This is a genomic window from Terriglobus albidus (assembly GCF_008000815.1).
In the GTDB taxonomy this organism is placed as follows: Bacteria; Acidobacteriota; Terriglobia; order Terriglobales; family Acidobacteriaceae; genus Terriglobus; species Terriglobus albidus_A.
Genome location: NZ_CP042806.1, coordinates 6,356,460 through 6,370,950, shown reverse-complemented (window position 1 = coordinate 6,370,950; position 14,491 = coordinate 6,356,460). Strand labels below are relative to the sequence as shown.

The following is a 14,491-nucleotide window of genomic DNA, read 5'->3' as shown; positions in this document are numbered from 1 at the left end:
CCTCAGGGCGGGGTTTATACCTTTCAGGTCTTTTTTTGCGCACTTCAATGAAGGCCAGTGGAAATGAATATAGGACTTGTTTAGTCTTAGTTTGTCGGCGGTTGAGGGACCCTTGACGATTTCTTGGCGTCAGGAGGGGTCCTCAACGATATGGGCCATCGGACAAAGTGGAAGATGCAGCGCGCACTGGGGCTGGAACTGCCTGGCTTGGGCAAGCCCGGCGCGCTCGAAAAGAGAAACTATCCGCCGGGCCAGCACGGCCGCGAGCGTAAGCCGAAGTTGTCAGAGTTTGGGGCACAGCTGCGGGAAAAGCAGAAGCTGATCTTCCACTATGGTCTGCGCGAGGAGCAGCTTCGCCGCTTTGTTCGCGTTGCCAAGCGGGTGCAGCAGAATGGAAATTGGGCCGAGGCCCTGATCGGTCTGCTGGAGCGGCGTCTGGACAACGTCGTCTTCAGGCTTGGATTTGCGCGCTCGATCGCGCAGGCGCGCCAACTGGTCAGTCATGGGCACGTCCTTGTGAACGGACGCCGCGTAACGATCGGCAGCTATGTTCTGCGCGTCGGTGACTTCATCCGATTGACAGAGAAGGCCGAGGGAGAGATGACGGAGCCCTCCCGCACCAATCCCCGGCTGGGCCTGCCGAGTTATCTGCAGTTCGCTGCCGAGGGTGTCACCACGCACGGCACAGTGTTGTCAGTGCCCGGCAATGAAGATGTCCCTTTCGAGTTCAACCTGCGACAGGTGGCGGAGTACTACGCCAAGCGAGGAGTGTAGTCATGGCCTGTGCCGCCAGTGAAGAGCGCATGATGCTGGCCGAGGCCGAAGGTCTCGGCGGCGTAACCTTGTGTGCCTGCGGAACAGTACATCTCTCCGTGGGCGCCGTGACCGTTCGTCTGGCTCCGGAGGCATTTCTGCAGGCAGTGAAGATGTGCCAGCAGGCGGTACAGCAACTGACGCTTGAGGGTCTGCTGCAGGCAATGTCACCACAGGTGAATAGCACGCTGCACTGAATGGTTGAATTGTTGAATAGTTGAATCGTTGAATGGTGCGATATCTGCCCCGGCCGGGTTGCGTCACCGCTGAACTCGTTCGTTGGGATGAATGTTCGCAACGCTACAGCGGGGCAGGAAGATTGCAAAACACAACAAGCAGTCACTTTGTTTGTCATTTCGTAGCGACCGTTGGGAGCGGAGAAATCCGTTTCTCAGCCCATACTTTTCGGGCTTGCTGCGATAACAGCAGATTTCTCCGTTTCACTCCGAAAGGACAAATCAAATATTCGCCGCTGCGCGAAGATAAGCCACCAGCAGAGGATGCGGTTTCCCGGCTGTGGAGCGAGTCTGCGGTACAAACAAGGTCCCGGCATAGAAGGGATGCGACGGCAGCTCGACAACACGGGCCTCTCCGAACTGGTCACGGGCGGTGATGCTTAGGCCGGCCTCTTCGAGCTGTGGTTCGTACTCCGGGTTCAGGCCGAAGTTGCAGTAGAAGTTCTCTTCTGCGGTTGCGGAGCCGTAGGCTTGTGCGGCCAGGGTACCAGGCGTGAAAAGTACCTCCATTGTCTTGCCAACGAGAGAACAGGTGAGTGGCGCTATTACCAGCCGGGAGGCATAAGGATCGGTCTCGGCGTGCGCCGCATCTTCGACATGCATCACCGACCGTGCGTATTCGAGGATGATGTGCTGAAAGCCGCCGCAGGTGCCGATGAGCGGAACCTTGTTCTCACGCGCGAAGCGGATCCCGGTGAGCGCACCCTCCATACTGCGATATGGACTTCCCGGGGAACAGAAGAGCGCATCGAAAGCAGCAAGATCATGCGCTTCGTCGGTCGCGAGCCATGACGCCTCCGCCTTGATCTCCAACGCCGCCGCGGCGTGCTGCAGGCCGTCGTTCGTGGCAAGGTGGGTAGGGTTTGCTTCGCAATAGTCGCCGAGGATCCCGATGCGTAACGTCTTCATGTGTTGAGCTTGAAATGCTCCGGCACCGGCGTCAAAAGGATTGTTTCAATCACAGCCATCGGGGATTCCGATAAGGATTTCGAGGGAAATCCCGATAAATGCTTTAGAGCATTTTCCCTGTTGTTTGGTATCCCGGAAAGGTTGTGCAGCGGCGATTTCATTACGGAAAACGCCCATAGATACGGGAGCCCTAAACTACACCTACAGGGAAAATGCTCTAATGGCTGCATATGATCTTGAACCTCGCGCGGCGGGCGCATAACCATAACTGGGCACTGGACCCGATCGTCCGCTCGCTGCTGGATACAGACTTCTACAAGCTGCTTATGCTGCAGTACATTTGGAAGCACTTTCGCGGTGTCCAGGTGACCTTCTCCGTTGTGAACCGCAACTCTACTGTGCGGTTGGCAGAGCAGATCGATATCGAGCAGTTGCGGGCGCAACTGGATCACGTACGCAGCCTCAGCTTCAAGAGGAGCGAGTTGGTGTGGCTCGCCGGCAATACCTTCTATGGCGTGCGCGGAATCTTCGAGCCCGCCTTTCTCGAATGGCTGGAGCATCACTTCCGCCTTCCCGACTATCTGCTCGATGTGGTCGATGGACAAGTGCGGCTGGAGTTCGCCGGCGAATGGACGCAGGTGACCATGTGGGAGATCTATGCGCTCTCCATCCTGAGTGAGATGAAGACGCGCTACGGTCTGCGCGATCTGAGCGAGCTGGAGCTCGACATCCTGTATGCGCGGGCGAAGACACGGCTGTGGGAGAAGATCGAGCGGATGCGCTCTGTGGAGGGGTTACGCATCGCCGACTTTGGCACCCGCCGTCGTCACAGCTTCCTGTGGCAGGAGTACGTTGTGGATGCGATGCAATCCACGCTCGGTGAGCGCTTCACAGGAACCTCCAATACTTATCTCGCCTATAAGCATGATATGGAAGCGATCGGCACCAATGCGCACGAGTTGCCGATGGCGTTGGCTGCGATGGCAAATAACGAGGAAGAACTGCTGCAGTCGCAGTATAAGGTGCTCGGACTCTGGCAGCAGACCTACGGCGGAGCGCTGCTGATGTTGCTTCCTGATACCTACGGCAGCACCCAGTTCTTTCGACATGCACCGGACTGGGTTGCGGCATGGACCGGCCTTCGCATCGACAGCAAAGAACCTCTGGTTGCAGGCGAAGAGTATATCGGATGGCTCAAGGAGCGCGGTCAGGATCCGGCACGAAAGCGTCTGATTGCCAGTGACGGGCTCGATGTGGAAGAGATCCTGACGCTGCATCATCGCTTCCACGGGCGAATCCGTTTCAGCTCTGGTTGGGGAACGCTGCTAACCAATGATTTCCGCGACTGCCATCCCCGTGGAGAACATGAGCTGGAACCACTTGGCCTGATCTGCAAATTGCAGACAGTGAATGGAAGACCCGCAGTCAAGCTGAGTGATAACTACCAGAAAGCCACCGGACCCGCCGAAGAGATTGCCCGCTATCGCCAGGTGTTCGGTGTGGAAGGCGTCGAAGATGTTCCCGTTCTCGTTTAAGTCGAAGCAATGATGTAGTCAAAATCGTTTTTGTTGGTGTAACGCGGTGCCGAAAGCAAGCTGCTAGAGTCTTAACGCAAGAGAGGAAGGCCTCCCCCGATGGCTCAACCTTCGAATGCAACCGTCTCCATTGATGGAGATAAGTTCAACGCACTCTCAGCCCACGTTGGTGTTGAGACGGATCATGACCATCATGGTCTGCCGCAGATGGGAACACTACGGTGTTCCATCAGTTGCATCGTGGATATTCACGATACCGTCAATATGCCGTTCGCTACGTTGCAGAAGCTCTTTGGGCTCGCGAATGGAGTAACCCGCGATAAGATCAAGCCCATCAAAATCGAGTTCTGGCAGGACGAGAAGCAGGCGGACGCACTTTGTACCTATAGCTTCAATGGGTGGATCAGCGGGTTCCATACGGATGGCGGCGGTGGCAGCAACCACATCCTTACCGTCAAGCTGCAACCGGCGCTTGATCAGCAGAACTTCATGGATATTAAGGTGGGTAATTAGCATGCTTACTCTGGATAAGCAGGGAGTCGTCCGCGAAGCCAGGGTTAAGGTCCAACTTGTCCCGCAGATCGCGCATGGGCCATTACAGAATGTCCACGCGATTGTGGTGCATCAGACCGATTCTCCGACGGCGAGCGGCACCATTGCAGGTTGGCGTACCGGCAATCGACCTGACGGCGCACACTTTCTCATCGACAAGGATGGCACGACCTACCAATGTGTTTCTTTACAGCAAAAGTGCTGGCACGTCGGCAAGATCGTGTCGCGTTGCCTGCTGGAAAAATCCTGTTCGAAGACTGAGAGCGCTTGGTATGACACGGCAACAAAGCGGTTACGAGGGCATTTCAGTACGTTGGTGCAGGAGACGCACCAGCATGAAAAAGATAAGGACTATCCCGACCGGTATCCAGTGAATGAGGACTCGATTGGTATCGAGATGGTCGGAAATCACATCGATGATAAGACCTTTGAAACGCCTGCAGCAGAGCAGCAGGCGTCGCTACGTTGGCTGGTCCAGGAGCTTGAAGCGACCCTGCATCTGCTCAATACCGATGTCTATCGCCACTCCCTGATCTCTCATAAGAATCCGGGAGAAGCGGCAGGTGCGCAATGGTAACGGCAAATCCAGCTGCAGTCCTGGGTCTTATTCTCTTTCTTGCTTCAGGGCAGCATGTCGCTCCATTACCTGCCGGAGCAGCGATCACTGTCGGAGCTTTAGAGAGTGACTCTTCTGTGAGAACAGACGCGGAAGAGTGTGCCGGATGGAGCCTTAGTTCGCGGCAGGTACGTACGATGTTTCGCACCTACCATCGCCTCAAAGAAGGTGAGCTACACGCCTGGTATCTCTATCCCTCTTGTTGGATCAAGGGCACCATCACTGTGCGTGACAAGACCTTTCACTGGGAGGCCCGCCCAGGCAACACCCTGTTTACCGATTGGCCAGATGGCATCGACAAGATGCTGGGTGGAAAGCATTCGGATAATCCCGCAGGAGAGTAGGCCGCCTCTCACACACTCATTTCAATTTCCTAACCCTTCAGCGGTAACGTAATTCGCATTGTGGTGCCGCAATGTGTGGGGTCGGTGCTTGAGCGCAGAGTGAGGGTTCCACCGGATTCGGCGACGATACCGCGGGTGACCCACAGGCCAAGGCCGGTGCCGCGCTCGCCCTTGGTGGTGAAGAAGGGCTCGAAGATCTGTGAGATGTGCGCCTGCGCGATTCCGGGGCCGGTATCGGCGATGGTTACGATGGCGCATGTGGCTGTCTCGCGGGAGCGGATGGTGAGGGTGCCGCCTGTACCTGACATGGCTTCGATGGCATTGCCGATCAGGTTGGCAAAGACCTGCCGCAATGAAAGCGGGAAGGTTGTTCCGGAGGCGGAAGGACGAAGATCCGTGATGATCTGTACCTGTGCCCCTTCGGCGCGGGAGGCAAAGATCTGCACCACTTCGCCGATCAGCTTATTCACGAGATGTCCTCTGCCGGAGTTGCCGCGGTAGAAGCTGAGCGTGGTGCGGGTGATGTGGCCGACGCGATCCAGCTCGCGTGCCCCCATATTGACCAGCTCCTGCAGATCTAGTGGAAGCTCTGGATGCGTTTGCAGCAGATACAGCACATTCGTCAGAGCTTCGAGCGGATTATTAATCTCATGCGCCAGCGTATTGGCCATGCGCCCCGCGGACGCCAGGCGTTCGGAATTGATCAGGCGTTTCACCAGGTCAGCGCGCTCGCGAGCATCGGCCTTGCGCGCGGAGATATCCTCAATCACCAGCGAGAGCGATTCGGTCTCATTGGGGTCTGGCTGCAGGACAGAGATGGTGAGCTGCACATCGACAGCGTGGCCATCTTTATGGCGTAGGCATTTTTCAACGCGCAGGCTGGGGATTCTGCGCGAGAGCAGATCTTCGAAGACGATCTCCTCGTCTTCATCGCGATCGGAGGCCGGCAGTAGCAGATCGTAGAAGCTGATTGACTCCAGCTCCTCCGCGGTCAAACCGAGTATGTCGCGCAGGCGCTGATTGACCAGGATCCATCGTCCATCGAGCGAGATGTGGGCCATGCCCACGGCAGCCTGGTTGAAGGTCGCGGAGAAGCGCGTTTCCAGGGTTTTGAGCGCGGCGGCGGTGCGTAGTTTTTCGCGGCGGGCTTCGGCATCGGCGAGCTCTCGTTCGATTGCGGGTACAAGGCGCTCCAGGTTGTCCTTCAACACATAGTCATGTGCTCCCGCGCGCATGGCGGAGACAGCTGTTTCTTCGCTGATGGTGCCAGAGACGATGATGAAAGGCAGATCGATCCCGCTGGCCTGCAACAGGGCCAGGGCATCGCGTGCTCCAAAGCCGGGCAACGTGTAGTCGGCGATGACCACGTCCCAGCTCCCCGAACGCAGGGCCTCATGCATCTGCGCGCGGGTTTCGATGCACCGCATCTCGATCTCGTATCCGGCGCGGTGAAGATGACGCCGCAGCAACAGCGCATCAGGCTCGTAGTCTTCCACGATAAGGACGCGAAGCCGCCTGCGTTGTTCTGCGAGAGGAACGAGATTGGGCTGCGGTAAGGTCACGCGCGGGTCTCAGGAGATAGGCGGCGCCTGGTTCAGCAGAAGCCAGTACATTCCAAGCTGCTTGGTGGCTTCGGCAAAATCTGTAAAGTTGACGGGTTTGCGAATGTAGCTGTTGACGCCCAGACGATACGAGCTGACGATATCGCGCTCTTCGTCGGAGGAAGTGAGTACTACGACGGGCAATAATGAAGCCCTTTCTTTGGAGCGAATTGCTTTCAACACATCCAGGCCCTGCACCTTAGGGAGCTTCAGGTCCAGAAGAACGAGCTGCGGCATGGGAAGTTCGCCGGCCTCGAACTTGTCGACCAGTGCAAGAGCCTCGGCACCGTCGCGCGCGACACTGATCTCGTTCGCGACATTAGCCTTGCGCAAAGCGCGGATGGCGAGTGCTTCGTGGTCCGGATCGTCTTCGACCAACAGAATCAAATTCGTGTTGATGGTCATTCGTAGGAACCTTTCCCCAAGATTATGATCCAAGTGTGAAGTAGAAGGTCGCGCCCTGATCTTCTTTGCCCTCGGCCCAGATGCGGCCCTGATGCCGGCGGACGATGCGAAGCGTGGTTGCGAGGCCGATGCCTGAGCCTTTGAAGTCGCGGTCTCCGTGCAGGCGCTGAAATGCAGTGAAGAGGCGATCGACATACTGCATGTCAAAGCCGGCTCCATTATCGCGGATAAAGTAGACGTTCGCGCCATCTCCCGGATAGGAGCCGAACCGGATGACAGCGTTTGGTGTTTTTGCGGTGAACTTAAAGGCATTCCCCAGCAGGTTTTCAAGGGCGATGCGCAGCAGGCGAGGGTCAGCCTGAGCCAGCACGGGAGTGCCGGGAATCTCGAAGCGGACATTGCGCTCCGGGTCTGAGGCTTTGAGGTCAGCGGCGACGGAGCGTGCAAGCTCCGCCAGATCCGTGGTCTCGCGGACGAGGTCGGTACGGGTGACACGGGACAACTGCAGCAGGGCATCGATCAACTGGCCCATGCGCTGCACACCATTGCGGACGCGATGAATGTAGTCGCGCCCCTGATCATTCAACTTATCGCCGTAGTCCTCATACAGGGCCAGCGAAAAGCCATCGATAGTGCGTAGCGGTGCGCGAAGATCGTGCGATACGGAATAGGAGAAGGCTTCGAGCTCCTGGTTCGAGGTTTGGAGCTCATACGTGCGCTCCTGCACGCGCTTTTCCAGGTCGGTAGCCAGTGCTCGAATCTCTTCTGCCTGCGCCGTGATCCGGTCGCGGGCAGTAACCTCTTTCCCAAGGAAATGGAAGGCGAGAATCAGGAACAGCAGATTCAGTCCGGTGGCAACGCCGAAGGTGGTGTAGGCCGAGCCGCGGGCACTTGTGACCTGGGCATCCCGCCATTTGAGCAGACGGCGCTCCTCTCCTTCGACCTGGGCGATGGCGTAAGCCGTTGTGAAGTCGCCATACCGGTACTGGTCGGTCATCATGATCGCAAGCTGCTCCGGTGTGAGCGCGGCGGTGGGTTGAACCTTGCGAAGTTGAACGCCGATCTCAATTGAGGTGAGCCGTGCCTGAATCCGCTCGCGGACTTTGGGGAGGCGAGCCTGCTGGCTGGGACTATCCTCCGTGAGCTTGCCCACGTACTCGAAGGTATCCCAAACTCGGTTGATGGCGTCGTTGTACTGCTTTTCCAGGAATGGGTCCGCCTGCAGGACGTAGCCGCGGGCTGCGCTCTCGGCAGTCCGGATCTCCGCCACTAACTGCTCGCAGGCAGTAAGGGTCTCCAGGGTATGGGCCTGCCACTGCTGGCTCGCCGCAAAGGTATGGAGAGAGCGATAAGCCAGCCAGCTATTGAGCAACACAATCAGAACGGCGCCGATATAGGCGAGCCGGTAACCAAAGGCACGCATCGAGACTATCAAAGGGACTTCCATGCGATGCAAAGCTTTTGTTGCGGAGTTGCCTGAACTGGTATGTCATCATTCAGCACGGAGAGTTCCCATGGTTCGGATCGTTCTCGGCGCTGTCGTTGGTTACCTGCTCTCACTCGGCAGCTCGGTTGTCTGGTTTCTCGCGACACATCATGATCCGACACAACGGGTCTCGACGCGTTATCTGCTTGCAAGTATCGTAGTCGGCTCCTTCTGCTCGGTGGCGACCGGATTCCTGGCCGCGGTTATCGGCGGGTCGCGCCGGTCCTCCTGGGGAACGGCGATCATCCTGTTTGCCACGGGCGGGTTCGGCGTGGCGGAGTCTCTCCTTGTCAGCCGGTCGGGCTCCCTGGAATTGACCTGGGTATCGATCGTCGTCATGGTTCCGGCCACCGTTTTTGGTGGCGAGTTGGCCGAACGACGACTGGAACATGTGAAAAAGTAATTTATTTTCAAGTGTTTACGATGAGATAGGAGTTTGCTCTAAAGTTGAGTGTATTTGTGTCACATTTTATGAATCGATTATGCTATGGTATGCGTCAGATGATGTGAAGGCCGGAGATCCCGGCCCACAGCTAGGAGGAAAATGCATCATGACGATCACACGTTGGACCCCGTTCTCGGAGCTGGCTGTCCTGCAGAACCGTTTGAACTCGATCTTCAACGACTTCGGTACGCCGGAAGGCCGCAGCGAGTCGTTGGCGTCAGGGAATTTCACCCCCGCCGTGGACGTTTATGAGGATGCGCAGAAGATCGTGCTGAAACTCGACGTTCCGGGGATCAGGCAGGAAGATATTGACGTCCGTCTGGAGAACCAGACTTTGACAGTCAAGGGCGAGCGCAAGTTCGAAAAGGAAGAGAAGGAAGAGAACTTCCATCGCATTGAGCGCCGTTACGGCAGCTTCATCCGCGTATTTACGCTTCCGCCGACGGCGGATATGGAGAGGGTGAGCGCTGACTATAAGGATGGCGTGCTGCAGGTTGAGATCGCTAAGAAATCTGAGGCTCAGCCCAAGCAGATCAAGGTAGGCGCCGGTGCTGGTCCGAAGCAGGTTGAGGCAAAGACCGCGGCGTAAGCTTCATGGTGCACTGACGGGCACCTGATGATGGGAGACCTGCCGGTTGAAGGGTGGGCTCCCATTCTTTTGTGATGCGAGGCACCGCCGTGATGCGGCCTGGGATGTATCTAAGGAATTAGGTGAGGTAGAGAAACGATGGCAATTCGGTGGGACAAATTTACGGTGAAGTCGCAGGAGGCGGTACAGGCGGCGCTGGGGCATGCCTCTGACTCGGGAAATCCCGAGGTGCTGCCGCTGCATCTGGCTGCTGCTCTGCTGGAGGACCGCGAGGGCATCGTGATTCCGGTGCTGGAGAAGATCGGTGTACCCGTGCAGCAGCTTCTGAGCCAGGTCAATGCAGCCATTGCGAAGCTGCCGAAGGTGCAGGGAGCGAGCCAGCAGCCCGGTGTGGGTGCTGCTCTGCAGAAGGTATTGGATCGCGCCTTCAAGGAGGCGGAGAACTTCAAGGACGAGTATGTCTCGACCGAGCATCTTCTGCTGGCCTTGACTGAAGAGAAGAACGGCGTCGTGCAGACCGCTCTGGCGACCTTTGGCGCAACCCACGATGCGATTCTGAAGGCGCTGACCTCGGTGCGCGGTACCCAGCGCGTGACCGATCAGAATCCTGAAGGGAAGTTCCAGGCTCTGGAGAAGTATGCCAAGGATCTGACCGAGCAGGCGCGTAAGGGCAAGCTCGATCCGGTGATTGGCCGCGATGAGGAGATTCGCCGTGTCATTCAGGTGCTTTCGCGCCGTACGAAGAACAACCCGGTGTTGATCGGTGAACCAGGTGTGGGTAAGACGGCGATCGTCGAAGGTCTGGCGCGCCGCATCGTCTCCGGTGATGTGCCGGAGGTCCTGAAGGAGAAGCGGGTAATCTCGCTTGACCTGGGATCGATGCTGGCCGGCGCGAAGTTCCGCGGTGAGTTTGAAGACCGCCTGAAGGCTGTGCTGAAGGAGATCGAAGAGTCGAACGGACAGATCATTCTGTTTATCGATGAGCTGCACACGCTGGTCGGAGCCGGAGCAGCGGAGGGCGCCATCGATGCCAGCAACATGCTCAAGCCTGCGTTGGCCCGTGGCGAGCTGCGTGCTATCGGCGCAACCACGCTGAACGAGTATCGGAAGTACATCGAGAAGGATGCTGCGCTGGAGCGCCGCTTCCAGATCGTCTATGTCGGGGAGCCCAATGTCGACGATACGATCGCGATTCTGCGCGGCCTGAAGGAGCGTTACGAGTCGCACCACAAGGTGCGTATCAAGGACTCGGCGATCGTGTCGGCGGCGGTGCTTTCGCATCGTTACATCAGTGACCGCTTCCTTCCGGACAAGGCGATTGACCTTGTCGATGAAGCGGCTGCATCGCTGGCTATTCAGATCGGCAGTGTCCCGGTGGAGATTGACGCCCTGGAGCGCCGCGCGACCTCGCTCGAGATTGAGCGCGAGGCTCTGAAGCGGGAGAAGGACCCGAACTCGCAGGAGCGGTTGCAGGAGGTCGAGAAGGAGCTTGCCGATATCAAGGAGCAGGCCAGCGGTTTGCGAGCGCGGTGGCAGAAGGAGAAGGATGCTATCAGCCGCATCAGCGAGCTGAAGCAGACGATCGAGAGCCTGCGCTTCCAGATCGAAGAGCAGACCCGCAAGGGCGATCTCGGCAGAGCAGCGCAGATTCAGTACAGCGATCTGCCAAAGGCGGAGGCCGAGCTGAAGCAGCTCGAGAAGCTGCAGGACGGCAGCGATACTGCGCAGCGCATGCTGAAGGAAGAGGTCGACGAGGAGGATATCGCCAAGATCGTCTCCAAGTGGACCGGGATTCCGGTGGCGAAGATGCTCGAGGGCGAAGTTCAGAAGCTGGTCCACATGGAGCAGCGGCTGCGCGAGCGTGTCGTCGGACAGGATGAGGCGTTGACGGTGGTGGCGAATGCGATTCGCCGTTCCCGTGCGGGTTTGTCCGACCCCAAGCGCCCTATCGGCAGCTTTATCTTCCTCGGACCCACGGGTGTGGGTAAGACGGAAACGGCGCGTGCCCTGGCGGAGTTCCTCTTCGACGACGAGCAGGCGATGGTGCGTATCGACATGTCGGAGTACATGGAGAAGCATGCGGTCGCGCGACTGATCGGCGCTCCTCCGGGATATGTGGGCTTCGACGAAGGCGGGCAGTTGACGGAGGCGATCCGCCGGCGTCCGTATGCCGTGGTGCTCTTCGACGAGGTCGAGAAGGCGCACCCGGATGTCTTCAACGTGCTGTTGCAGGTGCTTGATGATGGCCGGCTGACGGACTCGAAGGGGCGCACGGTCGACTTCAAGAACACCGTGCTGATCATGACGTCGAACATCGGCGCAAGTGCGTTGTCGACAGCATGGGCTGACAGTGAAGATGGCTTCGAAGATGCGAAGGCCCGGGTGATCGACTCGCTGAAGCAGCACTTCCGTCCGGAGTTCCTGAACCGTGTGGACGACATCGTGGTCTTCCATCCGCTGGGCGAGGAGCAGTTGACGCATATCGTCGACCTGCGGCTTGCAGACCTGCAGAAGCTGCTGGATGCACGGAAGATCCATCTGGAGCTGACACCGGCGGCGCACAAGAAGCTCTTTGCCGCGGGCTACGATCGCGCCTATGGAGCTCGCCCGCTGAAGCGTGCGATCCAGCGCCTGGTGCAGGACCCGCTCGCCATCAAGATTCTGGATGGCGAAGTACGGCACGGCGACAAGGTGCGTGTCGATGCAGGCAAAGATGCCCTCACTTTTGAGGTCGTCGAGTCGGAAGCGGTTCCGGCGTAAGAGTAGGAAGAAAGGCCGGGCAGATATGCCCGGCCTTTTTGTTGCAGAAGTAGGATCGAGAGAAGCTCAAACCGGGTGGGAGCCGTGGCCTCCTGCGGGCTCCCTTGTTTTGCTTAAGGGCACGGCTTCAGCCGTGCCGTACCAGGCCGGCAAGAAACGCGGCTTTAGCCGCTGAGGTACCACGAACTATGACCTCAGCGGCTAAAGCCGCATATCTTTGAGGCTCTGTATGGGACGGCTGAAGCCGTCCCCTTAACAAGGCATTCGCACCTGCGGCGCGAATGGTTGCGCTGCGCGCAACGCGTTACTATCGAACGTCCTGAATCGGATGCTCTGAATCATCCTCATGCGGCCGATTGGCTTCACTGTGAAACGGAATAATCGTGGTGGAATGTCCATATCCGCTGGCCGGGGAGCGATCTCCTGAAGCCTGATAGAACTTCGGCAAACCGTGCATCAGCGGCGTAAATCCTCCAATCGCTCCGGCACGCGTATTGATCGGCATCTCGTCGACCGGATAACGGTGTTCCTGCAGGTCCCGTACCATCCAGTTCTTGTCGTGGCCGAGAATGATGAAATGCCCTGTCTGCTGTAGGAAGCCGGCTAACGGCACAATGGGGACGTGATAGTAGCTATTCCTTCCAGTCCAGAGGTTGCGGTCGGGTGAGTCTTCTCCGCGGAATCGGCGGATAGCGTCGAAGTCGACAGGGAAGACGATGCGAGAGGCAAGCGACGGTGGTGCATAGCGCTGGAAGGTAAGCACCATGAGGGGATCGGGAATTGCGATCGGTTGTTGATCAGCGATGCTCGAAAGGTGGTCCACGACCTTATAAAAGCTTTGCTTCTGCTCTGTATACCAGTAGCCGATGATGGACTCACGAGTCGTCACCCATGCCACAAAGAGGATGAGGAAGGTGACGGCCGCGTAGCGCATGTGTCCGAAGAGCCGATGCGCCGCCGCAACTCCTGCAATGGCAAAGCCGAAACATACCGGGATCACAAAGCGCGGAGAGAGCATGCCGCCTTTGATCGAAGCGGCCGCGTAACCGAGAAACGGATACAGCATGAGGAAGAACGCCGCGATTAGCTCATGCGCTGGAAACGTTTGTGTTCCGCGTCGCATGCGGTACTCCGTTGCCAGGTCACCCAGAACTCTGGGACGCAGCCCGGCGCGGCAGGTGGTACAGAAGCGAGAGCAGACGCGCACGATGCCAACAAGCAGAAACAGCGCGAGCAGTGGATACAGCACTGCCTCCACCATCTCCGTGTAGGAATCGAAGGCCTGATCGATAGAGACCTTGTTCCATGCATGCGGAGCGTAGGTTGCAATTCCTGCTTTAATCAGGCCCCGATAGAAGGTGAAAGGAGCGGCGGCCAGCACTATGCCCACCCAGATTCGGGGACGAATGGCATAGCGAAGATTTGGTATACGCCATCGTTCTGCGTGGAGTTGCTGCAGGGTGAACGCCGCCTCACCTGCCGCCACGGGAAGAAACGCGAGCACCGCGAAATAGTTGGCAGAGATCCCGAGCGCCAGTGCGAACACCATACCAATCAAAGCAAGGGTTCCACGGTTGCGCGTCTTCGGTTGGATCGTTCGCGACCAGCACAGCACGGCCAGCATCGCGAAACCGTAGAAGATGCCGTAACTGCGGCTTTCGTAGGAGTATTCAAAGGCGCCTGTCGCCATGGACAGGAAGGTTCCTGAGAGTGCCCAGGTGGGGGAGATCCGCCGCCGCAGGAAGAGGTAGAGCGACAACAATCCCAGCCAGTAACCGGCGATGGCCGGGAGTCGCAATGCAAGCTCATGATTACCAAAGAGCCGCATCGCACCCAGAACTGCGAGGTGAGACAGTGGCGGATTCGGATCGGCGCCCTGGCTGAGGGCGTGCCAGATTGCGTGGGCTGAACCCAGGCTCGCAATGTGATACGTGATCAGTTCGTCGAGCCACAGCAGCTTCATGGAAGAGAGCAGCGTGGTGATGGTGACATAGAAGAGACTAAGCCCGATGAAAGACAGAGCAGGGTGGGTGTCAATCCATGCCTGTGCCCGGCCGGCTGTGATCCGCAGAGTTGTCGGGACATGGACGAGAGGTCTCGTCGTAACCCAGGTGCCCACGCAGACTTCCCTCCAAATAACTTAAATCCCATCGCAGAAAGTCGTGCAGGCCGTTCCGTTAGGGACGTGGGATGGAGTGTT

14 protein-coding genes are annotated in these 14,491 nt (G+C 58.0%); 9 read left to right on the top strand and 5 right to left on the bottom strand.

Going from position 1 to position 14,491, the window contains the following annotated elements:
- Positions 1-150: 150 nt before the first annotated feature.
- Both rpsD and FTW19_RS25495 read left to right on the top strand, forming a co-directional pair.
- Positions 151-774: a 30S ribosomal protein S4 gene (gene rpsD / locus FTW19_RS25500; protein ID WP_147650359.1), complete on the top strand. Its 624-nt coding sequence runs from the start codon at positions 151-153 to the stop codon at positions 772-774.
- Between the two features lie 2 nt (positions 775-776).
- Positions 777-1,010: a hypothetical protein gene (locus tag FTW19_RS25495; protein ID WP_147650358.1), complete on the top strand. Its 234-nt coding sequence runs from the start codon at positions 777-779 to the stop codon at positions 1,008-1,010.
- Between the two features lie 261 nt (positions 1,011-1,271).
- On the opposite strand, the gene FTW19_RS25490 is transcribed toward FTW19_RS25495, so the two are convergent.
- On the bottom strand, positions 1,272-1,958 hold the full coding sequence (locus tag FTW19_RS25490) for a CTP synthase C-terminal region-related (seleno)protein (RefSeq protein WP_147650357.1): 687 nt from the start codon (positions 1,956-1,958) through the stop codon (positions 1,272-1,274).
- Positions 1,959-2,188: 230 nt separating this feature from the next.
- Between FTW19_RS25490 and pncB the strand changes: the two genes are divergently transcribed.
- The 4 genes from pncB (at position 2,189) to FTW19_RS25470 (ending at position 5,005) form a co-directional block, all read left to right on the top strand.
- Positions 2,189-3,493, top strand: a complete 1,305-nt coding sequence (pncB, locus tag FTW19_RS25485) for a nicotinate phosphoribosyltransferase (protein WP_147650356.1) — start codon at positions 2,189-2,191, stop codon at positions 3,491-3,493.
- A 99-nt stretch (positions 3,494-3,592) separates the two neighbouring features.
- Positions 3,593-4,006: a hypothetical protein gene (locus tag FTW19_RS25480; protein WP_147650355.1), complete on the top strand. Its 414-nt coding sequence runs from the start codon at positions 3,593-3,595 to the stop codon at positions 4,004-4,006.
- Position 4,007: 1 nt separating this feature from the next.
- Positions 4,008-4,622, top strand: a complete 615-nt coding sequence (locus FTW19_RS25475; RefSeq protein WP_187143166.1) for a peptidoglycan recognition protein family protein — start codon at positions 4,008-4,010, stop codon at positions 4,620-4,622.
- Between the two features lie 176 nt (positions 4,623-4,798).
- Positions 4,799-5,005, top strand: a complete 207-nt coding sequence (locus FTW19_RS25470) for a hypothetical protein (protein WP_147650353.1) — start codon at positions 4,799-4,801, stop codon at positions 5,003-5,005.
- Positions 5,006-5,034: 29 nt separating this feature from the next.
- Here the strand turns inward: FTW19_RS25470 and FTW19_RS25465 are convergent, their stop codons facing one another.
- Genes FTW19_RS25465 through FTW19_RS25455 form a run of 3 tightly spaced genes read right to left on the bottom strand, consistent with a single transcriptional unit; the run spans position 5,035 to position 8,434 of the window.
- Positions 5,035-6,567: a hybrid sensor histidine kinase/response regulator gene (locus FTW19_RS25465; protein ID WP_147650352.1), complete on the bottom strand. Its 1,533-nt coding sequence runs from the start codon at positions 6,565-6,567 to the stop codon at positions 5,035-5,037.
- A 9-nt stretch (positions 6,568-6,576) separates the two neighbouring features.
- Positions 6,577-7,011, bottom strand: a complete 435-nt coding sequence (locus FTW19_RS25460; RefSeq protein WP_147650351.1) for a response regulator — start codon at positions 7,009-7,011, stop codon at positions 6,577-6,579.
- A gap of 22 nt (positions 7,012-7,033) precedes the next feature.
- Complete coding sequence (locus FTW19_RS25455; RefSeq protein WP_222705509.1) at positions 7,034-8,434, bottom strand: sensor histidine kinase; 1,401 nt, start codon at positions 8,432-8,434, stop codon at positions 7,034-7,036.
- Between the two features lie 91 nt (positions 8,435-8,525).
- On the opposite strand from FTW19_RS25455, the gene FTW19_RS25450 reads away from it, so the two are divergent.
- From FTW19_RS25450 to clpB, 3 genes are all read left to right on the top strand, one after another.
- Positions 8,526-8,900, top strand: a complete 375-nt coding sequence (locus tag FTW19_RS25450) for a hypothetical protein (RefSeq protein ID WP_147650349.1) — start codon at positions 8,526-8,528, stop codon at positions 8,898-8,900.
- Positions 8,901-9,048: 148 nt separating this feature from the next.
- Positions 9,049-9,531, top strand: a complete 483-nt coding sequence (locus tag FTW19_RS25445) for an Hsp20/alpha crystallin family protein (RefSeq protein ID WP_147650348.1) — start codon at positions 9,049-9,051, stop codon at positions 9,529-9,531.
- Positions 9,532-9,669: 138 nt separating this feature from the next.
- Complete coding sequence (clpB, locus tag FTW19_RS25440) at positions 9,670-12,291, top strand: ATP-dependent chaperone ClpB (protein WP_147650347.1); 2,622 nt, start codon at positions 9,670-9,672, stop codon at positions 12,289-12,291.
- Positions 12,292-12,598: 307 nt separating this feature from the next.
- On the opposite strand, the gene FTW19_RS25435 is transcribed toward clpB, so the two are convergent.
- Positions 12,599-14,410 carry an ArnT family glycosyltransferase gene (locus tag FTW19_RS25435; protein ID WP_147650346.1) on the bottom strand — a complete coding sequence of 604 codons (1,812 nt, stop codon included), beginning with the start codon at positions 14,408-14,410 and terminating at the stop codon, positions 12,599-12,601.
- Positions 14,411-14,491: the final 81 nt, after the last annotated feature.